We start from the raw sequence: 23276 nt of genomic DNA, 5'->3' as shown, positions 1-23276 counted from the left end.
GTCAGGATGCCGCCGCGGGCAGCACGACCTCGAAGCGACAGCCCCCGGGGATGTTGCGTACGCCGGCCCGGCCCTGGTGGGCCTCCACGATGCCGCGCACGATGGCCAGGCCGAGGCCCGCGCCGGCCGGGGGCGTCCGGGCGTGCGTGCCGCGCCAGCCGGTGTCGAAGACGCGCGGCAGGTCCTCCTCGGGGATGCCGCCGCAGCCGTCCGTCACGGACAGGACGACGCCCTCGGGAATACGCTCGGCGGCGATCGCGACCGTGCCGTCGGCCGGGGTCCGGCGGATCGCGTTGACCAGCAGGTTGCCCAGCACCCGGCTCATCTCCTTGCCGTCCACCTCCACCGGCACCGGCTCGACCCGGCCGCCCACCAGCCGGACCCCGTGCGCGCGGGCGAGGGGGTCGACACCGGCCAGGGCGTCGCCGACCAGGTCGTACAGGGAGATCCGGGTGGGGGTCAGGGCCAGCGTCCCGGCGTGGATGCGGGAGAGCTCGAAGAGGTCGCCGACCATGTCGTTGAGTCGTTCGACCTCGGTCCGCATCTGCCGGAGATAGCGGGCGGGGTCGGCGGCGACGCCGTCCTCCAGGGCCTCCGACATGGCGCGCAGACCGGCCAGCGGGGTCCGCAGGTCGTGGGAGATCCAGGCGACGAGTTCACGGCGAGAGGTCTCCAGGGCGCGTTCCCGCTCCCGGGACTCGGCGAGTCTGGCGCTGGTGGCCGCCAGCTCACGGCTCACCGCGGCGAGTTCGGCGGTGGCGGGCCCGTCGGGGGCGGCGAAGTCACCGCCGTCGCCGAAGGAGCGTGCGGCCGCGGCGAGTTCACGGCTGCGGGCCACGACCCAGCGGCCCAGCAGGAGCGCGGTGGCCAGGGAGACGACGGCCGCCATGGCGACGACGGTCGTGACGACGGTCAGGTCGTGCCGCGACAGGAACATCGCCCAGGCGACGATGAGCGTGCCCGCGAGCATCGCGACGACGCCGACCGCCGCCACCACCGCGAGGGAGACGGTCAGCGAGCGGCGGCGGATCAGTCGCAGGACCCCCGCTCCGGCCAGTCCCGTCGCGGCGGCACCGGCGAAGGCGTACAGGGCGATGAGGAGGTTGTCGCGCACGGTCAGTCGTCCCCTTCACCGGGTTCGAAGCGGTAGCCCACGCCCCAGACGGTCTGGATCAGGCGGGGCCGGGCCGGGTCGTCCTCGACCTTGCCGCGCAGGCGGCGGACGTGGACCGTGACGGTCGAGAGGTCACCGAAGTCCCATCCCCAGACCTCACGCATCAGGTCCTCGCGGCCGAAGGCACGTCCCGGGTGCCGCAGGAAGAAGGAGAGCAGGTCGAACTCGCGGAGGGTGAGGGCGAGTTCGGTGCCGTTCTTGGTGGCGCGGCGGGCCTCCGGCTCGACGGTCAGACCGGCCGCTCCCAGCCGGTCCCCCGTGGCCGCGGGGCGGCTGCGCCGCAGCACCGACTCGACGCGCAGGACGAGTTCGCGGGGGCTGAAGGGCTTGGTGACGTAGTCGTCGGCGCCGACCTCCAGGCCCAGGATGCGGTCGTCCTCGTCGCCGCGGGCGGTGAGCATGATGACGGGCACGGGGCCCTGGCCGCGGATCCGCCGGCACACTTCCAGGCCGTCCATGCCGGGCAGCATCAGGTCGAGCACGACGAGGTCCGGGCGGCGCGCGGCGGCGCGGGTGAGAGCGCTCGGGCCGTCGTCGGCGCGGTCGACGGCGTAACCGGCGCGGTCCAGGTATCCGGCGACGACCTCGGCGACGGTCGGATCGTCGTCGACGACCAGGATCCTGGGGGCCGCGCCCGTGGTCCCGGGGGGCTCGTACGGCTGTTGCATGCCTCCAGCCTGGCACCAGGCCGCCCCCGGCGGGGCCCGGGGACCGATCCGGCCGCCCGACGTCCGCGTTTCGTAAGGAGCGATGGCCCGTTATGCCCGATTCGCGTTCGTAGGGTGAAGCCGTGACGATGACACCTCCGGACGTCGACGTGGTGCTGCCCTGCCTGAACGAGGCCGAGGCCCTTCCCTGGGTGCTCGAACGGATTCCGCCGGGCTGGCGCGCACTCGTCGTCGACAACGGTTCCACGGACGGCTCGGCCGGCATCGCCCGCGCGAAAGGCGCGACCGTGGTGCACGAGCCGCGGCGTGGCTTCGGCGCGGCCTGCCACGCCGGGCTGACGGCCGCCACCGCCGAGGTGGTGTGCTTCTGCGACTGCGACGCCTCCCTCGACCCGGGGCTCCTGGTCCCCTTCGTGCGCGACGTGCGCGAGGGCGGGGCCGACCTGGTGCTCGGGCGGCGGCGTCCGCAGGGGCGGGGCGCGTGGCCGCCGCACGCCCGGGCCGGCAATCTCGCGCTCGCGCGGATGCTGCGCCGCCGCACCGGGCTGCGGCTGCACGACCTCGGCCCGCTGCGCGCCGCCCGGCGGGAGGCGCTGCTCGCCCTCGGCCTCAGCGACCGGCGCAGCGGCTATCCGCTCCAGATGGTCGTCCGCGCGGCCGACGCGGGGTGGCGGATCGCCGAGTACGACGTGCCGTACCTGCCGCGTGCGGGGGCCTCGAAGGTGACGGGCACGTGGCGCGGTACGTGGCAGGCCGTACGGGACATGAGCCGCGTGCTGGCCGAACCGCCCGCCCGCGAGACGGCAACGACCGCGCGCGAAGGGGGAACCGTCCGTTGACCACACTCCTCGTCATCGCCAAGGAGCCGCGACCGGGCCGGGTGAAGACGCGCCTCACACCGCCCTTCACGCCCGGGGAGGCGGCCGAACTGGCCGAAGCGGCCCTCGCGGACACACTGCACGCCGTGGCCGCCACGCCCGCCACCCGGCGCGTCCTGGTCCTCGACGGTGCCCCCGGCCCCTGGCTGCCACCGGGTTTCGACGTCGTGGCGCAGTGTGCGGGCGGTCTCGACGAACGGCTTGCGGAGGCCTTCGCGGGCTGCGCCGGCCCCACCCTGCTCATCGGCATGGACACCCCGCAGGTGACCCCGGAGCTGCTCACCGTGGACTTCGCCGGCTGCGACGCCTGGTTCGGCCCGGCGGAGGACGGTGGCTTCTGGGCCCTCGGTCTTGCGCGCCCGGATCCCGCTCTGCTGCGGGGCGTGCCCATGTCGACGGCGGTGACGGGTGCCGTGCAGCGGGAGCGGCTGGCCGCCGCGGGACTGCGGGTGCGCGACCTGCCGCCCCTGCGCGACGTCGACACCGCCGCCGACGCCCACGCGGTCGCCGCACTCGCCCCCGGCGGGCGCTTCGCGGCGCGGCTGGCGCGGTGCCCGGCGGCCGGGACACCGGCCACCGGGCCGGGTCCCCGCCCGGTCGGTCCCCGATGAGCGCCCCGTCCGCGACCGCCCTGGCGTGGGCCGCCGCCGACCCCTACGACGCCGCCCTGCGCGCCGGCCGCGGCCCGCTGTTCCTGCGGCGCACGGACGGCTGGCTGCTGCCGCTGGAGGTGGAGCGCTGGTGCGCCGGGGCCGACCCGGTCGACCGGGACGTGCTGGACCGGTGCGAGGGGGCCGTACTGGACGTGGGGTGCGGGCCCGGGCGGCTCGTGGCCGAACTGGCCGCCCGGGGGCAGGCCGCCCTGGGGATCGACGTCAGCCAGGCCGCGGTGGAGCACACCGCCCGGCTCGGGGGCCAGGCGCTGCGGCGGTCGGTGTTCGAGCAGCTGCCCGGCGAGGGCCGCTGGGACACCGTGCTGCTCATGGACGGCAACCTCGGCATCGGCGGCGACCCGCGTGCCCTGCTGGAGCGGGTCGCCGGGCTGCTGCGCCCCGGGGGCCTGCTGATCGCCGAGACGGTCCCGGCGGACGTCGACGAACGCGTGCGCGTGCACATCACCGACGCCCGTGCCACCACCGGCGACCCCTTCCCGTGGGCGCGCCTGGGCACCCGGGCGCTGCTCGGGTACGCGCGGGGCTGGGAGCGGGCGGGTCAGTGGACGGCCGGCGGACGGCACTTCGCCGCCCTGCGCAGCCGCAGCAGCCGCACCATCAGCAGCAGCGCCGAGCCGCCGAAGAGGACGGCGGTGATCAGCAGCCAGCGCGCGAGGAACACGTCTGCGGGCAGGCCGGTGGCGGACCGGTAGCGCCGCTCCACCGCGCCGCTGATCAGCGGGAACCACACGAGCAGCAGCAGTCCGGAGAGGGCGGCCGGTACGCGCACGTACATCGCCCACTCGCGGCGGCGGACCGCGCCGAACCCGGACACCACCGCCCGGTCCGCCGCCGCGTACAGCGGCAGCAGCACGAGGTCGTGCAGCAGCGCCGCGCCCACGACCCACAGCGCCACGCCGAACCAGTCGCCGGCGAGCAGGCGCACCCCCGCGTAGGCGGCGAGGGCGAACGAGCAGGACAGCAGCAGGAGGTGCAGGGGGCTGCCGAGCGGCAGCCGCGGTGCGCGCATCACAGGTCTCCGAACGTCATGCGGGCCACCCACTTGGTGTTCAGCACACCGGGCGCCGCGGGCACGATGATCCGCGCCGGGTAGCCGTGGTCGGGGGACAGCTCCTCGCCGTTGACGTACAGAGCCAGCAGGGAGCGCGGGTCGGCCACCTGGTCGGCGCTCAGGGCGGCCTTGCGGAAGGCACCGTGCCGCTGGAGGGACTCGACGAACAGGTCCGGTGGGTCGTCCTCGTGGCCGACGAGGGCCGCGAGGTCGCGCAGCCGCACCCCGCGCCACCACTGGTCCGGCGTGGACCAGCCCTCCACGCAGGCGATGGGCAAAGCCGAGCTGTGCAGGGGAAGCCCGGCGAGCCGGGCGCGGCTGAGGCGGAGGGTTCCCCCACGCCCTGTCACCACGAGCCGCCACGCGTCCCCGGCCGTCTCCGCCGGGTCGATCCCGGCGTACGCGGCGGTCTTGTTGATCTGGAAGCCGTTGGGGCCGTCGCCGGGTTCGGCGCCGCCGTGCGGGGCCAGGAGGGCGGTGCGCCGGAGCGGGCCCCCGAAGTTCTGCCCCACGGTCGTGACGAACAGCAGCAGTGAGCCGCCCCCGACGAACCACAGGGCACCCCGCCGGGAGACGGTCGGCTCGGCGGGACGCGGGGAGACCAGGTCGTTCCTCTCCTCCCGCATCCCCCGCAGATTGCGCAGTGCCGTGGGCGCCTTCAGCACGGCGTGCGCCACGAAGGCGGCGAAGAACACCCAGGCGCCGTAGAAGTGCAGAGGGTAGAACGAGCCCGGGAAGACGTAGTCGAGCTGGACGTTGAGGACACCCGTCACGAACTCGAACAGCCCGCCGCCGACCAGCAGGAGCAGCGAGATCCGCTCCAGGGCGTGCGCGAGCGAGCGGGCCGGGGGCAGGGCGAACAGCCTCGGCACGACGGACCACAGCTTGGCGAGCAGGACGGGGATCAGGGTGATGCCGAGGGTGACGTGGACGCCCTGGTTCAGCCGGTACAGCCAGTGCGGGTTCGTCGGCCAGTCGAAGAGGTAGAAGCCGAGGATCCCCTTGTCCGGGGTCTTGTCGTTGACCGGCGACAGGTCCGGGTTGTACGCGGCGTACGAGAGGAGTCCCGTCACGAACAGCACCGTGATGCCGGCGAGCAGGACCACGCCCAGCACCGAGGTGAACCGGGGGCCGCGCAAGGGGCTGCGCCAGAAGCCAGGGGACGTGGGGAGCCGTGGGGCGCGTGGATCGTCTCGCATGAGCCGACGGTAGGCCGCGAGCACCCCGCGGGAGGGTGTGCGACCCATGACGAAACGCTGACGTCGGGCCCGGTCGGCGGTCCGCGGCCGGCCGGGCGGCCTAGCGTGCCGGTGTGATCCGCACTCCGCCCTTCGCCTCGCCCTCCCGGGACCTGCGCCGTGACCTGTACGCCGCCGCGGCCGCCGTGCTGCTCGTGACGGTGTCCGTGGTGGTGGGCCGCCACATCGAGGACACCCGCAGGACGCTGTTCGTCGACTGGCCCCCGCTGCTGGCGTCCTGGGCGCCGCACGTGGGCCCCGGCACGCCGGCCGCCGTCCTGGTGGCGATCGCCACCGTCGCCCAGGGCCCCGCGCTGGCGGCCCGCCTCCGCTGGCGTGCCCTGCTCGTGGCCGCCTGGGGCACAGCCTCGGCGTGGATCTTCTCCCTCGCCCTGATCGACGGCTGGGACCGGGGCATCGCGCGCCGGCTCACCACGCGGCACGAATACCTCCAGGTCGTCGACCGCTTCCAGGACATCCCGGCGGCGCTGCGGGGCTTCACCGGGCACATCCTGCTGGACTCCCCCGACAACTGGCCCGCCCACGTCGCCGGGCATCCGCCGGCCGCCACCCTCACCTTCGTGCTGCTCGACCGGATCGGGCTGCGAGGCGGCGGGTGGGCGGGGGTGTGGTGCATCGCCGTCGGGGCGACCGCCTGCGTGGCCGTGCTGGTCACGGTCCGCGCGCTGGCCGACGAGACCCTCGCCCGCCGGGCGGCTCCCTTCCTGGTCCTGGCTCCGGCGGCCGTGTGGATGGGCACCTCGGCCGACGCGTACTTCGCGGCGGTGGCGGCGTGGGCGGTGGCCTTCCTGGCTCTCGCGGTCACCCGGGGGTCCCCGGGGTGGGCGGGCGCGTCCGGGTTGCTGTTCGGCCTGACCTGCTACCTGTCGTACGGGCTGACGCTCGTCGCGCTGATCGCCGCGGCGGTCCTGGTGCTCGGCCGCCACACGATCCGGGAGCGCCCGGCCCTGGCGGTGCCGTGGCTCGCCGCACTGGCCGTGGTCCCCGCGGCGTTCACGATCGCGGGCTTCGACTGGTGGGAGGCCTACCGCCTGCTGGTCACGCGCTACGGCCAGGGCGCGGGCGGCATCCGCCCCTACGGCTACTGGGTGTGGGCCAACCTGGCCTGCACGGTGCTCGTCACGGGAGTGGCGACGGCGGCGGGACTGCGGCGGACGGCGGCCGCACTGGTCCGGCGTCGCACCGGACCCCGGGCCGGCGTCCGCCTGGCGTTCCTGGTCTCCGCCGCGCTCCTCGCCCTGCTGGTGGCCGACCTGTCCGGCATGAGCAAGGCGGAGACGGAACGCATCTGGCTCCCCTTCGCCCTGTGGCTGCTCCCGGCCTGCGCGTTCCTGACCCGCCCCCGCGCCTGGCTCACCGTCCAGGCCCTGCTCGCGCTGTTCCTCAACCATTTGCTGATCACCGGGTGGTGACCGCTGCCGGCGGCAGGTCTCGCCGTTCGCGTCAGGCGGCCGGGTTGGCGTCGGTCAGCGCGAGGGGGTCGGCATCGGGGGCGGCGTCCGGCGCCGTGTGCAGGTAGGCGGTGATCTGCTTGCCCACGCCGAGGGACGCGACGGCGACTTCCGCGCTGACCGTGTGCACCACGTGCATGCCGTGGCCGCCGAAGCGCTGCCCGTCGCGCTTGCGGACCACCGGCTGCTCGGCGGAGGTGTCCCACACGGTGATGGCCAGTCCGTCGTCGGAGAGCCGCAGGATCATCCCGCAGGGGCCGGGAGCGTGCCGGATCGCGTTGGTGACGAGTTCGCTGACGACCAGTTCGGCGTCGATCGCCAGCGGGGCCGGCACGGGCGGGCGGCCGGTACACGGTACGTGCGCCAGGAACGCCTGTAGCGCCCGGCGCGCCTCGACGGCGCACGCCGCGCCGTCGGCCCAGGCCGCGCCGCAGCGCAGGGTGGCCTGTTCGTCCGTGCCCGGCTCATCTGCCGCCTGCTTCATAAGCGGGATGACCATGTGGGGCTCTTTCATTGTGTTGCGTGTTGCTCAGTGACCTTTCGGACGTCGCTTACCCCGCCACGGAGCTCGCATACTGCCGACCGCCCGCCGTCGTGGTGTGCTCTGCGCCGCATGTCCTGCGGCCGAGGCAAGGAACGACGGGGGCCGGCTCCACGCGTTCGTCAGACTCTGTTGATCCGGGCGGCGATTCCGTGACCGATCAGCAAATAGATGACCGCCGGAAGTCCATGATTGAGGACCACGCGCAACCCTTCTGTGTCCATCGTGAAAATGTCCTGCGCCCAACCGGAAAGCCAGTCCGCCGTTCCGTGCACGAACTCGACAAAGGGATTCCCCTGATTGGCGTCGAGGAGATAAAGCACGATCCACAGGCCCAGCAGACCGGCCGCGATGTCGGCGATCGTGCAGATCGTGAGGGCCGCCCGACGCGCGGTGGCCTGGTTGCGAGCGGTGCGGTCGGGCGGCGTGGGCTGGTCGTACGGCTGGTATGCGGAGGCCGGGTCGGTGCCGTTCACGAGAGATCCCATCGATGTTCGGATGCGTCGGCCGGTCGCCCAGGTGAAATGACACCGGGAGCGGGTTTCGGTTCAGGCCGACTTTTCTGCCCTCTACAGCGCCGTGCGATTGCCGCCCCGTTACACCTCGTGCCACGGAAACAAAAACATTGTGGCCTCAACAGCGGATGCCGAGGGCCAGCCGATGCCCAGGACGGGGTAGTTCGGCCGGTCGAAGGCCGGCACCATGACGGTGGCGATGAGGGACGCGTCTGCTGGTGAACCCGCCGCGCGAGCGTCCCAGTCCGCGGCTAACCAGTGGCTGTGACCAGCATATTCGAGATACATCCCAGCCCGCCGCCTTCCGCATCCCGGTCAGAAAGCCCCTGACCGCGGCCAGTTCCCGCTCGTCGTATCCCCGCAGCAGGTCCACCGCCCGATCGATGAGCGGTCCGAAGTGGGACCAGCCGAGGGCGACCGCCCGCTCGTCCACTTCGATGGTGACCTTGCGGCGGTCCCGCGCATCGCACCCGCCGCACATGCCCGGCCCGTTACAGGCGGTCGACCAGTGCTGTGGTTCCTGCCGAGTTGAGCCCGAGAGCGGTGCCCAAGTGCCCTGCTGTGGTCTCCTCACCGGCGCGGGCGGCGTCCAACAGGGCGATCAGCGCACGCACGTCGGTGGGGTGCATGCCGTTGCACTGTGCGAACCGGATGCTGTGCCTGCCGGTCGCCGACCTGTCGGCCTGGCTGGACGCGGTCCTCGACGGCCTCGGAGTGGCCGAGACCGACCTGGGCGGACACTCGTACGGCGCCTGGATCGCGCCGCATCACGCCATGCGCGCGCCCGACCGGATACGCCGCCCGGCCCTTCTGGAGCCGACCCAGTGCTTCGCCGGGTTCAGCCCGGCCTACCTGCTGCACGCACTGCCCATGCTGCTGAGGAACACACCCCGCCGGGTCCGCGCCTTCCTGGAGCGGGAGACCAAAGGCTCCGCCCTCGATCCCGACTGGCTCGCCCTCCAAGAGGCGGCCGCCGGTTTCCCCTCTCTCCGACCCGTAACCGGGCCGCGCCCGGCACCGGACGCCCTGCGCGGCCTGGACCTGCCGGTCCTGTTGCTCCTCGCCGGAAGCAGCAGGACCCATGACCCCTCCAAGGTGGCCGCCCGCGCGGAGGCGCTGCTGCCACGCGTCGCAACGACCGTACTGCCGGATGTGTCCCCGTCACGCGCTTCCGCACGCCATCCCGCCCGGGGCGAACCGTAGCCTCGCCGGCTTCCTGGAACGGCCCGGTGACTGAGTCTCAGCCCGCCCCGGGTACCGCACCCTGAAAATCAACCCTCGTTCAGCTCCGCTCATAGCATCGGCCGATACACGACCTAGTACCTGACCTGCCCTGATTCAAGAGCGGCAGGTGGAGATCAGGGCCACATTCTCGGCGAGGGAAACGTCACAGCCGTGCCCACTGCTGCTCCTTCGCGTCCGTGACCTAGCATCCGAGCATGACGGTCCTGCCTGACGACGGGCTTGAGCTGGCCGGCGAATTCCCTGACGTGCCCCACGAGCAGTGGCAGCGCCTTGTGGCGGGTGTCCTGCGCAAGTCGGGCAAGGACGTGGAGGGCGCCGAGGCCGAGGAAGCCCTGTCCACCGCCCTGGAGGACGGGTTGCGCACCCGCCCCCTCTACACCGCCCATGACCCCGCGCCGGAGCCGGGCCTGCCCGGGTTCGCGCCTTTTGTGCGCGGCGGCCGGGCCGAGGGGAACACCCTCGGCGGCTGGGACGTACGGCAGCGGCACACGGTGGCCGACAGCGGCCCGGTGCTGACGGACCTGGAGAACGGCGTCACCTCCCTCTGGCTGGGCGTGGGCGGCTCCGGCATCCCGGTGCCCGAGCTCGGGCGGGTGCTCGACGGGGTCCATCTCGACCTCGCTCCCGTCGTCCTCGACGCCGGGCCCGACTCCGAGCCCGCCGCGCGGGAGTTGCTGCGGCTGTACGAGGAGCGTGGTGTCGCCCCGGACCGGGCGCGCGGCAACCTGGGCGCGGACCCGCTGGGGCAGGAGGCCCGCAGCGGACAGCAGGGTGACTTCGCACCGGCGGCCAGGCTCGCGCGGCTGTGCGCCGAGGGGTACCCGGGGCTGCGGGCGCTGACCGTGGACGCGCTGCCGTACCACGAGGCCGGGGGCTCGGCCGCCCAGGAGCTGGGCTGCTCCCTGGCCACCGCGGTGGCGTACCTGCGGGAGCTGACCGGCGCCGGGCTCAGTGTCGAACAGGCCTGCGCGCAACTGGAGTTCCGGTACGCGGCGACCGCCGACCAGTTCCTGACGATCGCCAAGCTGCGGGCCGCGCGCCGGCTGTGGGCCCGGGTGGCCGAGGCCTGCGGGGCGCCGCGCGCGGGGGCGCAGCTCCAGCACGTGGTGACGTCGCCGGTGATGATGACGCGCCGCGACCCGTGGGTGAACATGCTGCGCTCGACGATCGCCACGCTGGCCGCGGGGGCGGGCGGGGCCGACGCGGTCACCGTGCTGCCCTTCGACCACGCCCTCGGCCTGCCGGACGCGTTCGCGCGCCGGATCGCCCGCAACACCTCCACGATCCTCATCGAGGAGTCGCACCTGGCCCGGGTGATCGACCCGGCGGGCGGCTCCTGGTACGTGGAGCGGCTCACCGACGAACTCGCCCACGCGGGCTGGGAGTTCTTCCAGCGCGTCGAGCGGCTGGGCGGCCAGGCGGCGGCCCTGCGTTCGGGGGACCTCGCGCGGGACCTGGCCGAGACCTGGCAGGTCCGCACCGGCAGGCTGGCCAAGCGGCGCGAACCCATCACCGGCGTCAGCGAGTTCCCGTTCCTCGCGGAGAAGCCGGTCGTCCGGGAGAGCGCGCCCGAGCAGCCGTCCGGCGGACTGCCGCGGGTGCGCCGTGACGAGGCGTACGAGGCGCTGCGCGCCCGCTCCGACGCCCATTTCGCCGCGACCGGCTCCCGGCCCCGGATCTTCCTCGCCGCGCTCGGCCCGGCGGCCGCCCACACCGCGCGCCTCACCTTCGCCTCGAACCTCTTCCAGGCCGGCGGCATCGAGCCCGTCACGGAGGGCACCTTCGAGGAGAGCGGCGCCACCGAGGCCTGCCTGTGCTCCAGCGACGCCCTGTACGAGGAGCAGGCCGGGACAGTGACCGGACAGCTGAAGGCCGCCGGCGCCGCGCACGTGTTCCTCGCCGGGCGGCCCGGGGAGCATCCCGGTGTCGACGGTTACGTCTTCGCGGGCTGTGACGCCATCGCCGTGCTGTCCGCCACCCTCGACCGCATGGGAGTGTCCTGATGGGAATCCCCGACTTCTCCGGGATCGAACTGGGGATGCCGGCCCCCGACGGCGGCGCCGACGAGTGGCGCACGGCGGTCAAGAACGCCTCCGGCGGGGACGACCTGCTGTGGGAGACCCCCGAGGGCATCGCGGTCAAGCCGCTGTACACGGGCCGTGACCTGGAGGGCCTGGACTTCCTGGGGACGTACCCGGGCGCCGCGCCGTACCTGCGCGGCCCGTACCCGACGATGTACGTCAACCAGCCCTGGACGATCCGCCAGTACGCCGGCTTCTCCACGGCCGAGGAGTCCAACGCCTTCTACCGGCGCAACCTCGCGGCCGGGCAGAAGGGCCTGTCGGTCGCCTTCGACCTGCCCACGCACCGCGGCTACGACAGCGACCACCCGCGGGTGACCGGTGACGTCGGCATGGCGGGCGTGGCGATCGACTCGATCTACGACATGCGCCAGCTGTTCGACGGCATCCCGCTGGACAGGATGACCGTGTCGATGACGATGAACGGCGCCGTGCTGCCGGTGCTGGCGCTGTACATCGTGGCGGCGGAGGAGCAGGGCGTACCGCCCGAGAAGCTGGCCGGGACCATCCAGAACGACATCCTCAAGGAGTTCATGGTCCGCAACACCTACATCTATCCGCCGAAGCCGTCGATGCGGATCATCTCCGACATCTTCGCGTACACCTCGCAGCGGATGCCGCGCTACAACTCCATCTCCATCTCCGGGTACCACATCCAGGAGGCGGGTGCGACGGCCGACCTGGAGCTGGCGTACACGCTCGCGGACGGCGTGGAGTACATCCGGGCGGGCCGTGAAGCCGGCCTGGACGTGGACGCGTTCGCGCCGCGGCTGTCGTTCTTCTGGGCGATCGGCATGAACTTCTTCATGGAGGTCGCCAAGCTGCGGGCGGCGCGCCTGCTCTGGGCGAAGCTGGTGAAGCAGTTCGACCCGCAGAACGCCAAGTCGCTGTCCCTGCGCACCCATTCGCAGACCTCGGGCTGGTCGCTGACCGCGCAGGACGTCTTCAACAACGTCACGCGCACCTGCGTCGAGGCGATGGCGGCCACCCAGGGCCACACGCAGTCGCTGCACACCAACGCCCTGGACGAGGCGCTCGCCCTGCCGACCGACTTCTCGGCGCGCATCGCCCGCAACACCCAGCTGCTGCTCCAGCAGGAGTCCGGCACGACGCGGGTGATCGACCCGTGGGGCGGCAGCGCGTACGTGGAGAAGCTGACGTACGACCTGGCGCGGCGGGCCTGGCAGCACATCGAGGAGGTCGAGGCCGCGGGCGGCATGGCCAAGGCCATCGACGCGGGTATCCCCAAGCTGCGCATCGAGGAGGCCGCGGCCCGCACCCAGGCCCGGATCGACTCGGGCCGCCAGCCGGTCATCGGCGTCAACAAGTACCGGGTGGAGACCGACGAGCAGATCGAGGTCCTGAAGGTCGACAACTCCTCCGTGCGCGCCCAGCAGATCGAGAAGCTGCGGCGGCTGCGCGCGGAGCGGGACGAGCGGGCCTGCCAGGACGCGCTGGACGCGCTGACCCGGGCCGCCGGCGGCGAGGGCAACCTGCTGGAGCTGGCCGTGCACGCGGCCCGCGCGAAGGCCACCGTCGGGGAGATCTCCGACGCCCTGGAGAAGGTGTACGGCCGGCACGCGAGCCAGATCCGTACGATCTCCGGCGTGTACCGCAACGAAACCGGAGAGTCCCCGAGCGTGGACCGCACCCGCACCCTGGTGTCCGCCTTCGAGGAGGCGGAGGGCCGCCGCCCGCGCATCCTGGTCGCCAAGATGGGCCAGGACGGCCACGACCGCGGCCAGAAGGTGATCGCCACCGCCTTCGCCGACCTCGGTTTCGACGTGGACGTCGGCCCGCTGTTCCAGACGCCGGCCGAGGTGGCCCGGCAGGCCGTCGAGGCGGACGTGCACATCGTCGGCGTCTCGTCGCTCGCGGCCGGTCACCTCACCCTCGTCCCGGCGCTGCGCGAGGCGCTGGCCGAGGAGGGACGCGAGGACATCATGGTCGTGGTCGGCGGTGTGATCCCGCCGCAGGACGTGCCGACGCTGCTGGAGATGGGCGCGGCGGCCGTCTTCCCGCCCGGGACGGTGATCCCGGACGCGGCGTACGACCTGGTGAAGCGACTGTCGGACGGCCTCGGGCACGACCTGTGATCGATGTCGACGCGTATGTGAAGGGCGTGCTCGACGGGAAGCGGGCGATCATCGCCCGCGCCATCACACTCGTCGAGTCGACGCGGCCCCAGCACCGGGCGCTGGCGCAGGAGCTGCTGACCGCGCTGCTGCCGCACAGCGGCCGGGCCCGGCGGATCGGTGTCAGCGGGGTGCCCGGCGTGGGCAAGTCGACGTTCATCGACGCCTTCGGCACGCTGCTGACCTCGCTCGGGTACCGGGTCGCGGTACTGGCCGTCGACCCGTCCTCCAGCCGTACGGGCGGCTCCATCCTGGGCGACAAGACCCGGATGGAGCGCCTGGCCGTGGACCCGGCGGCGTTCGTGCGCCCCTCCCCCACGGCCGGCACGCTCGGCGGGGTCGCCAAGGCCACCCGCGAGTCGATCGTGGTGATGGAGGCGGCCGGCTACGACGTGGTCCTGGTGGAGACGGTCGGCGTCGGCCAGTCCGAGACCGCCGTCGCGAACATGGTCGACACGTTCCTGCTGCTCACCCTCGCCCGCACGGGCGACCAGCTCCAGGGCATCAAGAAGGGCGTGCTGGAGCTGGCCGACGTGATCGCCGTGAACAAGGCGGACGGCCCGCACGAGCGCGATGCCCGGGCCGCCGCGCGGGAACTGGCGGGCGCGCTCAGGCTGATGCACGGCAAGGACGCGTTCTGGACCCCGCCGGTGCTGCATTGCAGCGCCCGTGAGTCGTCGGGCCTGGACACGGTGTGGGAGCGCCTGGAACAGCACCGCACCCTGCTGGACTCCACGGGCCGCCTCACCGCCAAGCGCCGCGACCAGCAGGTCGACTGGACCTGGAACATGGTCCGCGACGAACTCCTCGGCCGCCTCCAGGCCGATCCGGCGGTACGGGCTCTGGCGCCGGTGCTGGAGCAACGGGTCAGGGAGGGCGAGCTCACCCCGACCCTGGCCGCCGAGCGGATCCTCGGTGCGCTCGGCGGCGGCTCCGAGGCCGCTGGTTCCTGAACCGGAAGCAACCGGAACGGCGATTTCGCATACCCGGCTTGCATGACTATGCAAAGTGATACATACTCTTTCTATGTCCAAGGTCCTCACCTCCCTGCCCGCCGGCGAACGCGTCGGCATCGCCTTCTCGGGCGGTCTCGACACCTCCGTCGCGGTCGCGTGGATGCGCGACAAGGGCGCCGTCCCGTGCACCTACACCGCCGACATCGGCCAGTACGACGAGCCCGACATCGCCTCGGTGCCCGGCCGTGCCAAGACCTACGGGGCCGAGATCGCGCGTCTGGTCGACTGCCGTGCCGCGCTGGTGGAGGAGGGCCTGGCCGCGCTGACCTGCGGCGCGTTCCACATCCGCTCGGGCGGGCGGGCGTACTTCAACACCACCCCGCTCGGCCGCGCCGTCACCGGCACGCTGCTGGTGCGGGCGATGCTGGAGGACGACGTCCAGATCTGGGGCGACGGCTCGACGTTCAAGGGCAACGACATCGAGCGGTTCTACCGCTACGGCCTGCTCGCCAACCCGCACCTGCGCATCTACAAGCCCTGGCTGGACGCGAACTTCGTGACGGAGCTCGGCGGCCGCAAGGAGATGTCCGAGTGGCTGCTGGCCCACGGCCTGCCCTACCGGGACAGCACGGAGAAGGCGTACTCCACGGACGCCAACATCTGGGGCGCCACCCACGAGGCCAAGACGCTGGAGCACCTGGACACCGGCGTCGAGACCGTCGAGCCGATCATGGGTGTCCGGTTCTGGGACCCGTCGGTCGAGATCGCCGCCGAGGACGTGACGATCGGCTTCGCCGAGGGCCGTCCGGTGTCGATCAACGGCAAGGAGTTCGCCTCCCCCGTCGACCTGGTGATGGAGGCCAACGCCATCGGCGGCCGGCACGGCCTCGGCATGTCGGACCAGATCGAGAACCGGATCATCGAGGCCAAGAGCCGCGGCATCTACGAGGCCCCGGGCATGGCCCTGCTGCACGCCGCCTACGAGCGCCTCGTCAACGCGATCCACAACGAGGACACCCTCGCCCAGTACCACGCCGAGGGCCGGCGTCTCGGGCGGCTGATGTACGAGGGCCGCTGGCTGGACCCGCAGGCGCTGATGATCCGGGAGTCGCTCCAGCGCTGGGTCGGGGCCGCCGTCACCGGCGAGGTGACGCTGCGGCTGCGGCGCGGCGAGGACTACTCGATCCTCGACACCACGGGCCCGGCGTTCAGCTACCACCCGGACAAGCTGTCCATGGAGCGCACCGAGGACTCCGCGTTCGGTCCGGTGGACCGCATCGGCCAGCTCACCATGCGCAACCTCGACATCGCCGACTCGCGCGCCAAGCTGGAGCAGTACGCCGGCATCGGCCTGATCGGCACCGGCAGCCCCACGATCGGCGCGTCCCAGGCCGCCGCGACCGGGCTGATCGGCACCATGCCGGAACTGCCGCAGGGCGGTGCCCAGGCCATCGCCTCCCGGGGCGAGGTCTCGGAGGAGGACGCCTGGCTGGACCGGGCGGCGATGGAGTCCGGCACGGACTGACCGCATGTGACCCGGAAGGCCGGCTCGACACCGTCGAGCCGGCCTTTCGCGTTCGGGTGCCGGGCGGCTCAGCGCGAGGTGCCGGCCATCTCCCGGACCGGGGTGTCCAGGGCGTCCAGGCCGCGCAGGATGTCCTCCACCCGCTGCTTGGCGTCACCGAAGAGCATCTGCGTGTTCTCCCGGAAGAACAGCGGGTTCTGCACACCCGCGTACCCGGCGGCCATGGACCGCTTGAAGACGATCACGTTGGCCGACTCCCACACGTGCAGCACCGGCATCCCGGCGATGGGGCTGGACGGGTTGTCGGTGGCGGCCGGGTTGACCGTGTCGTTGGCACCGATGACCAGCACGACCGAGGTCGCGGCGAAGTCGTCGTTGATCTCGTCCATCTCCAGGACGATGTCGTACGGGACGTTCGCCTCGGCCAGCAGTACGTTCATGTGCCCGGGCAGCCGCCCCGCCACCGGGTGGATGCCGAAGCGCACCTCCACGCCCCGCTCGCGCAGCTTGCGCGCCAGTTCGGCCACCGGGTACTGCGCCTGGGCGACGGCCATGCCGTAGCCGGGGGTGATGATCACCGAGGTGGCGTTGCCGAGGAGTTCGGCGGTCTCCTCGGCGTTGATCTCCCGGTGCTCGCCCTGCTCGCCCTCCTCGGCCGCTGCCGCCGGGGTCCCGAAACCACCCGCGATGACCGAGATGAAGGAGCGGTTCATCGCCTTGCACATGATGTACGACAGGTAGGCACCGGAGGAGCCGACCAGCGCGCCGGTGACGATGAGCAGGTTGTTGGCGAGCAGGAAGCCCGAGGCCGCCGCCGCCCAGCCGGAGTAGCTGTTGAGCATGGAGACGACCACCGGCATGTCACCGCCGCCGATCGAGGCGACCAGGTGCGCGCCGAGGGCGAGCGCGATGACGGTGACCGCGATGAGCAGGCCCATGCCGGGGCGTACGACGAACGCCGCCGTGAGCCCCACGAAGGCCACGAGTGCGCCGATGTTGAGGACGTGCTTGCCGGGCAGCGTGAGCGGACGGGAGTTGATGCGTGCCGAGAGCTTCAGGTACGCGACGACGGAACCCGTGAAGGTCACAGCGCCGATGAACACCCCGATGAACACCTCGGCGTGATGGATCGCCAGCAGCGAACCGGACAGCTCGGCGTCGACGTCGAGGTAGCCGTTCCAGCCGACGAACGCGGCGGCGAGGCCGACGAGGCTGTGCATGATGGCGATCAGCTCCGGCATGCCGGTCATCTCCACCACCCGGGCCCGCCACAGGCCGATGCCCGCACCCAGTGCGGTGGCGACGGCGATCAGCACGAGCCCGGTCGTGGTGATGCTGCGGGAGGCGAGCCCGACCGTGGCGGCCAGGGCCACGACCATGCCCGCGATGCCCCAGACGACTCCCGAACGGGACGTCTTGTGCTGGGAGAGGCCGGCGAGGCTGAGGATGAACAGCAGCGCCGCGACGACGTAGGCGGCCTGAGCGGCCGTGTCTGTGGTCATCCCTGATCAGCCCTTCGAGAACATGCCGAGCATGCGGCGGGTCACGGCGAATCCGCCGAAGATGTTGATGCTCGCCAGCAGGATCGCGGCGAACGACAGCACGGTCACGGCGGTGTCGCCCTGCCCGATCTGCAACAGCGCACCGACCACGACGATGCCGGAGATGGCGTTGGTCACCGACATCAGCGGGGTGTGCAGCGCATGGTGCACGTTGCCGATGACGTAGAAGCCGATGACGATCGCCAGCACGAACACCGTGAAGTGGCCCAGCAGTTCACTCGGCGAGAAGGCCGTCACCAGGAACAGCGCGAGCGCTCCGGCGCCGACCAGGGCGTAGGAGGACCAAGCCGGGCGGGCGGTCTTCGCCGGTGTCTCGGCAGGGGCCGGGTCCGGCTCCTTCGCGCCGGCCGGGGTGGGTGCGGCGGACACCTGGACCGGGGGCGGCGGCCAGGTCTTCTCGCCCTCGCGGACCACGGTGATCGACCGCTGCACCACGTCGTCGAAGTCGAGGACGAGCCGGCCGTCCTTGCCCGGGGTGAGCAGCTTCATCAGGTTGACGATGTTCGTGCCGTACAGCTGCGAGGCCTGCGCGGGGAGCCGGCCGGGCAGGTCGGTGTAGCCGATGATCGTCACGTCGTTGTCGGTGACGACGGCCTTCCCGGCGACCGTGCCCTCGACGTTGCCGCCCTGCGAGGCCGCCATGTCGACGATCACACTGCCGGGCTTCATGCGCGCGACGTCCTCGGCGGTGATCAGCCGCGGGGCGGGACGGCCCGGGATGAGCGCCGTGGTGATGATGATGTCGACGTCGGCGGCCTGCTCGGCGTAGAGCTGCGCGGCGAGCCGGTTGTAGTCGTCCGAGGTGGCCTTCGCATAGCCGTCGGTGCTCACCTCCTGCTCGGCGGTGACCGTCAGGAACTCCCCGCCCAGGGAGCGCACCTGCTCGGCGACCTCGGGCCGGGGGTCGGTGGCACGGACCACGGCGCCGAGGCTGCGGGCCGCGCCGATGGCCGCCAGCCCGGCAACGCCCGCCCCGGCCACCAGCACCTTCGCGGGCGGCACCTTGCCGGCGGCGGTGACCTGGCCGGTGAAGAACCGGCCGAAGGCATGGGCGGCCTCGACCACGGCGCGGTAGCCGGCGATGTTCGCCATCGAGCTGAGCACGTCCAGGGACTGCGCCCGCGAGATGCGCGGCACCGCGTCCATGGCGAGCACGGTGATCGGCCGCGCTGCCAGCTCCTCGACCAGCTCCGGGTTGAGGGCCGGGCTGATGAGCGCGATCAGCGTCGCCCCCTCGCGCAGCCGCCCGGTCTCCTCGCTGGAGGGGCCGTTGACCTTCAGCACGATCTCCGCCTGCCACGGGTCGCCGAGTTCGGCGCCCGCCTCCTGGTAGGCCGCGTCGGAGAAGCGGGACGAGGCTCCCGCTCCCGGTTCGACCACGACGTCGTACCCGAGTGCGACAAGTCTCCCCACGGTGGCCGGCGTGGCCGCCACCCTGGTCTCGCCCGCAGTGGATTCGGCCGGTATGCCGATCCGCTGGGGTTGCGGTTCCGCTGGGACCATCGTGTGCCTCTCCCGTCGTTCGACTGCCTGTCCTCCTTGGTGCCCGCATCCTGCACGTTCGACGCGGCATCCGTGGCGGACCACGGTCACATGGCCGAGGAGGCCGTCCTCACACCGCCGAGGGGTTGCCGGAGAGCAGGATTCGCGGTATCGGTGTGGCTTCCGGGACTGATGAGCCATCTGATGCGACACGACACAGCCGGGCGCAGACTGAAAGCGTGAGCAGCACGCGCCCGGGGCGCGGCGAGGCCGCGGCCCCCTCCCGATCCGCACCGCACCAGAGTGTCGCGCTGGCGGCGATGATGTTCGCCGTCGCCATGACCTTCATCGACCAGACCATCGTGTCGATCGCGGCCCCGGACATCGTCCGCGAACTCGGCCTGTCGTCCTCCGGCATGCAGTGGGTGGTCAACGCCTATCTGCTGGCCCTCGCGGCGTTCTTCGCCCTCGGCGGGCGCCTCGCCGACCTCTACGGGCCGCGCCGGATCGTGATCATCGGCACGCTGGTGTTCGTCGTCTCGTCGGTGCTGTGCGGCTGTGTCCCCGAGGGCGGCGCCGCGCAGGCCTGGCTGATCATCTTTCGCGCCACGCAGGGGCTGGGGGCCGCCCTGCTGTTCCCCGCGGCTCTGGCCGTGGTGGTGACGGTGTTCCCCGTCGAGCGGCGCGGACGCGCCCTGGCTCTCTTCTTCGGGATCACCGGCGCACTGACCGCGATCGGCCCGCTGCTGGGCGGCTGGCTGACCGACTGGACCTGGCGGGCCGTGTTCTGGGTCAACGTCCCGGTGGCGATCGTGGCGCTGGTGCTGACGGCCCTGGCGCACATCCCCGACCGGCGGCGGTCCGGCACGCTGGACGTACCGGGTGCCGTCCTCATCGCGATCGGCATGGGTCTGAGCGTCCTCGGCTTCCAGCAGGCGTTCTCCTGGGGCTGGGACAGCTGGGCGACCTGGGTGTGCATCGTGGGCGGCCTCGCGGTGCTGGCCGGGTTCGTCCGCTACGAACGCGGGGTGGAGCACCCGCTGATCGATCTGCGGGTGTTCCGCGACAAGGCCTTCGGCGTGGACGCGCTGGTGCTGTTCTTCGCGATGCTCGCCTTCGTCCCGCTGTTCTTCTTCGCCTCCGTCTACGCCCAGGTGTCGCTGAGCGCCTCACCGAACCAGGCGGCGCTGTTCCTGCTGTACATCTTCGTGGGCTTCGCGATCGCCTCCCAGTGGGGCGGCCGGATCCTCGACAAGAAGGGCGCGAGGCCGGCCCTGAAGCTGGGCGGGGTGGTGGGCGCCGTGGGGTTCGCGCTCTGGGCGGGCGAGCTCACCAACCTGACCATGCACGACCAGTGGCTCTACGCGGCGCTCGCCGGGGCCGGCATCGGCTTCATCCTGGCGCCGGCGTCGACGGACGCCGTGAACCGGGCCATCGGCACCTCCTACGGCGAGGTCACCGGCATCACCCAGACCGTGCGCAACTTCGCGGCGAGCGTGGGCATGGCGGTCTACGGCACGGTCCTGACGCACGTCACGACCGGCAACGTCACGGGCACCCTGGAGTCCCGGGGCGTGCCCGCGGGGACGGCAAAGAGCGTGGCGCGCGACGTCACCGAATCGGTCACCGGCAACGGCGACGCCCAGCCGCCCACCGGCACCGGCCCCGCCGCCGAGGCGACCCGGGACGCGATGTCGGCGATCCGCATGGACTTCGCGGAGGCCAACCAATGGGTGTTCTACGGCATGGCCATCGCGCTGGGCATCGCGTTCCTGTGCGCCCTGCGGCACCCGGGAGACAAGGTGGACGCGAACGCGAAGGTGGAGGAGCCGGAGCCGGCCGCGCACGCCGGCTGACGAGGTCCTTCAGAACGTCAACAACTCGTCCGTCCGCTCCTGGATCTGCCCGGGTGTCAGGTCCTCGATCGTCTGGGAGATCATCCAGAGATGGCCGAACGGGTCGGCGAGACGGCCCCCGCGCTGCCCGTAGTGCTGGTCGGCGACGGGGTACACCACGGTCGCCCCGCCCCGCAGCATGGCCTCGGCCACGGCGTCGGCGTCGGACACGTCGAGGGCCATGATCACCGGACTGCCGCCGAGGGACCCCGGCGCCGGGTCGCCCTCGTCGGCGTCCTTCACCGCGATCACCGAGCCGCCGAGCCGCAGCAGGGCGTGCACGATCCTCCCGTCGGGGCCGGTGTACCGCTCGACCTCCTCGGCGCCGAGCGCGGCCCGGTAGAAGTCGATCGCGCGCGGGCCGTCGGGGACCACGAGCCGGGCGTAGAGTCGGGTGACGGTCTGCTGTGCGGGTGTCTGAGTCATGCCTCCACGATCGCCGGGTCCGGGGGGCGTGGATTGTAGAAATCGGCCGGTCCGGGGCCGTTCACCCCTCACCCCTCCTGTACGGCGGTCACACCGCCAGCCACACCGCCTGGTCCGGCGCCAGGACCCCGCCCTCGACAGGGCCTGCGCCCAGCAGGAGGCCGGTGTGCGCGGGCAGCTCGTACGGCGTTCCGGAAAGGTTGACCACGCAGACGAAGCCCGGCTCGCGGCGGAACGCCAGCACCCCCTCCGGGGTGTCCAGCCAGGTCATAGCGCCGTCGCCGAGGGCGGGGTGGTCACGGCGGATGCGCAGGGCCGTGCGGTAGAGCTCCAGCATGGAGGCGGGATCGCCGGTCTGGGCCTCGACGCCGAGCCCCGCCCAGTCGTCCGGCTGCGGCAGCCAGGGCTCTGCGCCGGTGCCGAAGCCGTAGGGGGCCACCGGGCCCGACCAGGGGATCGGGACGCGGCAGCCGTCGCGTCCGCGGTCGGTGTGGCCAGAGCGTTCCCAGATCGGGTCCTGGAGGGCGGACTCGGGCAGGTCCTCGACCTCGGGCAGGCCGAGTTCCTCGCCCTGGTAGACGTAGGCGCCGCCGGGCAGCGCGAGCATCAGCAGGGCGGCGGCGCGGGCGCGCCGGGTGCCCAGGGCGGGATCGAGCGGGCCCTCGGGTTCGTAGCGCGTGTCGACCGTCCAGCTGCGCCGCGCGGTACGGCCGTAGCGGCTGGGGTGGCGCATGACGTCGTGGTTGGAGAGGACCCAGGTGGCCGGTGCGCCCACCGCGCCGAGCATCGCGAGGGAGTCGTCGATGACGGCCCGCAGGTCCCCGGCGTCCCAACGGCACATGAGGAAGTCGAAGTTGAAGGCGGTGTGCAGGCCGTCCGCCCGGACGTAGGCCGCGAGGCGCTCGGGGGTGTCCGCCCAGGCCTCGGCGACGAAGGAGCGGTCCCCGGGGAACTCGTCGGCGACCTTGCGCCAGGCCCGGTATATCTCGTGCACCTCGTCGCGGTCCCAGTGCGGATGGTCGAGGTGCCGGCGCGCCTCGTCGCGGCGGGTGAGCGGCCCCAGCACCGCCGGTTGCGCTCGCGGCGGCAGGTCGGGCAGGTCCGGGTGCTTGATCAGCCCGTGGGCGACGTCGATACGGAAACCGTCCACGCCGCGGGCGAACCAGAACCGCAGGACCGACTCGAACTCCTCCCGTACCTCGGGATGTTGCCAGTTCAGGTCGGGCTGCTCCGGCGCGAACAGGTGCAGGTACCAGTCACCGTCGGGCAGCCGGGTCCAGGCGGGGCCGCCGAAGCAGGACACCCAGTCGTTCGGGGGCTGCGCCCCGCCGGGGCCGCGGCCGGGACGGAAGACGTAGCGTGCGCGCTCGGGGCTGCCCGGGCCGGCCTCCAGCGCCGCCCGGAACCAGGCGTGCCGGTCGGAGGTGTGGTTCGGGACGATGTCGGGGATCACCCGGATCCCCAGCGCGTGCGCCTCCTCGATGAGCCGCTCGGCATCGGACAGCGTGCCGAACAGCGGGTCGATGTCCCGGTAGTCGGCCACGTCGTAACCGTGGTCGGCCATGGGCGACTTGTACCAGGGGTTGATCCAGACGGCGTCCACGCCCAGCGACTTCAGATACGGCAGGCGCGAGCGGAGGCCCGCGATGTCGCCGACGCCGTCGCCGTTCCCGTCGGCGAAGCTGCGGATGTAGACCTGGTAGATGACGGCGCTGCGCCACCAAGGTGCGGTGAAGGACACGGTGGTTCCGGCTCCTG

The 23276-nt window shown here is 72.5% G+C and carries 18 protein-coding genes and 2 pseudogenes; 10 read left to right on the top strand and 10 right to left on the bottom strand.

Annotated features, from left to right (window positions below):
• Position 1 precedes the first annotated feature (1 nt).
• Complete coding sequence (locus AB0E85_RS31180; RefSeq protein ID WP_361934151.1) at positions 2–1114, bottom strand: HAMP domain-containing sensor histidine kinase; 1113 nt, start codon at positions 1112–1114, stop codon at positions 2–4.
• A gap of 2 nt (positions 1115–1116) precedes the next feature.
• Positions 1117–1842, bottom strand: a complete 726-nt coding sequence (locus AB0E85_RS31175; RefSeq protein WP_361934148.1) for a response regulator transcription factor — start codon at positions 1840–1842, stop codon at positions 1117–1119.
• A 128-nt stretch (positions 1843–1970) separates the two neighbouring features.
• On the opposite strand from AB0E85_RS31175, the gene AB0E85_RS31170 reads away from it, so the two are divergent.
• From AB0E85_RS31170 to AB0E85_RS31160, 3 genes are read left to right on the top strand one after another with little or no spacing between them, the layout of a single operon-like run.
• Positions 1971–2681, top strand: a complete 711-nt coding sequence (locus AB0E85_RS31170) for a glycosyltransferase family 2 protein (RefSeq protein WP_361934186.1) — start codon at positions 1971–1973, stop codon at positions 2679–2681.
• Positions 2678–3331 carry a DUF2064 domain-containing protein gene (locus AB0E85_RS31165; RefSeq protein WP_361934145.1) on the top strand — a complete coding sequence of 218 codons (654 nt, stop codon included), beginning with the start codon at positions 2678–2680 and terminating at the stop codon, positions 3329–3331. The genes AB0E85_RS31170 and AB0E85_RS31165 overlap by 4 nt, the downstream gene beginning before the upstream one ends.
• On the top strand, positions 3328–4086 hold the full coding sequence (locus AB0E85_RS31160) for a class I SAM-dependent methyltransferase (RefSeq protein ID WP_361934142.1): 759 nt from the start codon (positions 3328–3330) through the stop codon (positions 4084–4086). Before AB0E85_RS31165 ends, AB0E85_RS31160 begins: the two co-directional genes overlap by 4 nt.
• A 316-nt stretch (positions 4087–4402) precedes the next feature.
• Here AB0E85_RS31160 and AB0E85_RS31155 read toward each other — a convergent pair whose 3' ends face one another.
• Positions 4403–5644 (bottom strand): molybdopterin-dependent oxidoreductase, encoded by a 1242-nt coding sequence (locus tag AB0E85_RS31155; protein ID WP_361934139.1) that lies wholly within the window; start codon positions 5642–5644, stop codon positions 4403–4405.
• A 116-nt stretch (positions 5645–5760) separates the two neighbouring features.
• Here AB0E85_RS31155 and AB0E85_RS31150 point away from each other — a divergent pair, with 116 nt between their 5' ends.
• Complete coding sequence (locus tag AB0E85_RS31150) at positions 5761–7116, top strand: hypothetical protein (RefSeq protein ID WP_361934183.1); 1356 nt, start codon at positions 5761–5763, stop codon at positions 7114–7116.
• A 31-nt stretch (positions 7117–7147) separates the two neighbouring features.
• Here the strand turns inward: AB0E85_RS31150 and AB0E85_RS31145 are convergent, their stop codons facing one another.
• The 3 genes and pseudogenes from AB0E85_RS31145 to AB0E85_RS31135 form a co-directional block, all read right to left on the bottom strand.
• A complete protein-coding gene (locus AB0E85_RS31145) occupies positions 7148–7654 on the bottom strand; it encodes an ATP-binding protein (RefSeq protein WP_361934136.1) in 507 nt (168 codons plus the stop codon).
• A 164-nt stretch (positions 7655–7818) separates the two neighbouring features.
• Positions 7819–8172, bottom strand: a complete 354-nt coding sequence (locus tag AB0E85_RS31140) for a hypothetical protein (protein WP_361934133.1) — start codon at positions 8170–8172, stop codon at positions 7819–7821.
• A gap of 334 nt (positions 8173–8506) precedes the next feature.
• Positions 8507–8876: pseudogene (locus tag AB0E85_RS31135) on the bottom strand (MarR family transcriptional regulator); the annotation flags it as partial.
• Position 8877: 1 nt separating this feature from the next.
• On the opposite strand from AB0E85_RS31135, the pseudogene AB0E85_RS31130 reads away from it, so the two are divergent.
• From AB0E85_RS31130 to argG, 5 genes and pseudogenes are all read left to right on the top strand, one after another.
• A pseudogene (locus AB0E85_RS31130) lies at positions 8878–9448 on the top strand (alpha/beta hydrolase); the annotation flags it as partial.
• 202 nt (positions 9449–9650) lie between these two features.
• Positions 9651–11459: a methylmalonyl-CoA mutase family protein gene (locus AB0E85_RS31125; protein ID WP_361934130.1), complete on the top strand. Its 1809-nt coding sequence runs from the start codon at positions 9651–9653 to the stop codon at positions 11457–11459.
• Positions 11459–13633 (top strand): methylmalonyl-CoA mutase, encoded by a 2175-nt coding sequence (gene scpA / locus AB0E85_RS31120; RefSeq protein WP_361934127.1) that lies wholly within the window; start codon positions 11459–11461, stop codon positions 13631–13633. The genes AB0E85_RS31125 and scpA overlap by 1 nt, the downstream gene beginning before the upstream one ends.
• On the top strand, positions 13630–14625 hold the full coding sequence (gene meaB, locus AB0E85_RS31115) for a methylmalonyl Co-A mutase-associated GTPase MeaB (RefSeq protein WP_361934124.1): 996 nt from the start codon (positions 13630–13632) through the stop codon (positions 14623–14625). Before scpA ends, meaB begins: the two co-directional genes overlap by 4 nt.
• Before the next feature lie 73 nt (positions 14626–14698).
• Positions 14699–16153, top strand: coding sequence for an argininosuccinate synthase (gene argG, locus AB0E85_RS31110; RefSeq protein ID WP_361934121.1), 1455 nt, complete (start codon positions 14699–14701; stop codon positions 16151–16153).
• 68 nt (positions 16154–16221) lie between these two features.
• Here the strand turns inward: argG and pntB are convergent, their stop codons facing one another.
• Together pntB and AB0E85_RS31100 are read right to left on the bottom strand one after the other, a co-directional pair.
• Positions 16222–17655, bottom strand: coding sequence for a Re/Si-specific NAD(P)(+) transhydrogenase subunit beta (gene pntB / locus AB0E85_RS31105; RefSeq protein WP_361934118.1), 1434 nt, complete (start codon positions 17653–17655; stop codon positions 16222–16224).
• Between the two features lie 6 nt (positions 17656–17661).
• Positions 17662–19218: a Re/Si-specific NAD(P)(+) transhydrogenase subunit alpha gene (locus AB0E85_RS31100; RefSeq protein ID WP_361934115.1), complete on the bottom strand. Its 1557-nt coding sequence runs from the start codon at positions 19216–19218 to the stop codon at positions 17662–17664.
• 299 nt (positions 19219–19517) lie between these two features.
• Here AB0E85_RS31100 and AB0E85_RS31095 point away from each other — a divergent pair, with 299 nt between their 5' ends.
• Positions 19518–21053, top strand: a complete 1536-nt coding sequence (locus tag AB0E85_RS31095) for an MFS transporter (protein ID WP_361934180.1) — start codon at positions 19518–19520, stop codon at positions 21051–21053.
• A 9-nt stretch (positions 21054–21062) separates the two neighbouring features.
• On the opposite strand, the gene AB0E85_RS31090 is transcribed toward AB0E85_RS31095, so the two are convergent.
• Positions 21063–21518, bottom strand: a complete 456-nt coding sequence (locus AB0E85_RS31090) for a VOC family protein (protein ID WP_361934112.1) — start codon at positions 21516–21518, stop codon at positions 21063–21065.
• 88 nt (positions 21519–21606) lie between these two features.
• Complete coding sequence (locus AB0E85_RS31085; protein WP_361934109.1) at positions 21607–23259, bottom strand: glycoside hydrolase family 13 protein; 1653 nt, start codon at positions 23257–23259, stop codon at positions 21607–21609.
• Positions 23260–23276: the final 17 nt, after the last annotated feature.

This window comes from Streptomyces sp. NPDC029044, from assembly GCF_040637495.1.
GTDB lineage: Bacteria > Actinomycetota > Actinomycetes > Streptomycetales > Streptomycetaceae > Streptomyces.
The sequence above is the reverse complement of the archived record's forward strand: the minus strand, read 5'-3'. Positions and strand labels throughout refer to the sequence as shown.

Coding starts and splice junctions, on each gene's coding strand:
- AB0E85_RS31155 (WP_361934139.1), bottom strand. CDS start 5,644: ATGCGAGACGATCCACGCGCCCCACGGCTCCCCACGTCCCCTGGCTTC.
- argG (WP_361934121.1), top strand. CDS start 14,699: ATGTCCAAGGTCCTCACCTCCCTGCCCGCCGGCGAACGCGTCGGCATC.
- scpA (WP_361934127.1), top strand. CDS start 11,459: ATGGGAATCCCCGACTTCTCCGGGATCGAACTGGGGATGCCGGCCCCC.
- AB0E85_RS31160 (WP_361934142.1), top strand. CDS start 3,328: ATGAGCGCCCCGTCCGCGACCGCCCTGGCGTGGGCCGCCGCCGACCCC.
- AB0E85_RS31170 (WP_361934186.1), top strand. CDS start 1,971: ATGACACCTCCGGACGTCGACGTGGTGCTGCCCTGCCTGAACGAGGCC.
- AB0E85_RS31145 (WP_361934136.1), bottom strand. CDS start 7,654: ATGGTCATCCCGCTTATGAAGCAGGCGGCAGATGAGCCGGGCACGGAC.
- AB0E85_RS31175 (WP_361934148.1), bottom strand. CDS start 1,842: ATGCAACAGCCGTACGAGCCCCCCGGGACCACGGGCGCGGCCCCCAGG.
- AB0E85_RS31090 (WP_361934112.1), bottom strand. CDS start 21,518: ATGACTCAGACACCCGCACAGCAGACCGTCACCCGACTCTACGCCCGG.
- AB0E85_RS31125 (WP_361934130.1), top strand. CDS start 9,651: ATGACGGTCCTGCCTGACGACGGGCTTGAGCTGGCCGGCGAATTCCCT.
- AB0E85_RS31100 (WP_361934115.1), bottom strand. CDS start 19,218: ATGGTCCCAGCGGAACCGCAACCCCAGCGGATCGGCATACCGGCCGAA.
- pntB (WP_361934118.1), bottom strand. CDS start 17,655: ATGACCACAGACACGGCCGCTCAGGCCGCCTACGTCGTCGCGGCGCTG.
- AB0E85_RS31095 (WP_361934180.1), top strand. CDS start 19,518: ATGATGTTCGCCGTCGCCATGACCTTCATCGACCAGACCATCGTGTCG.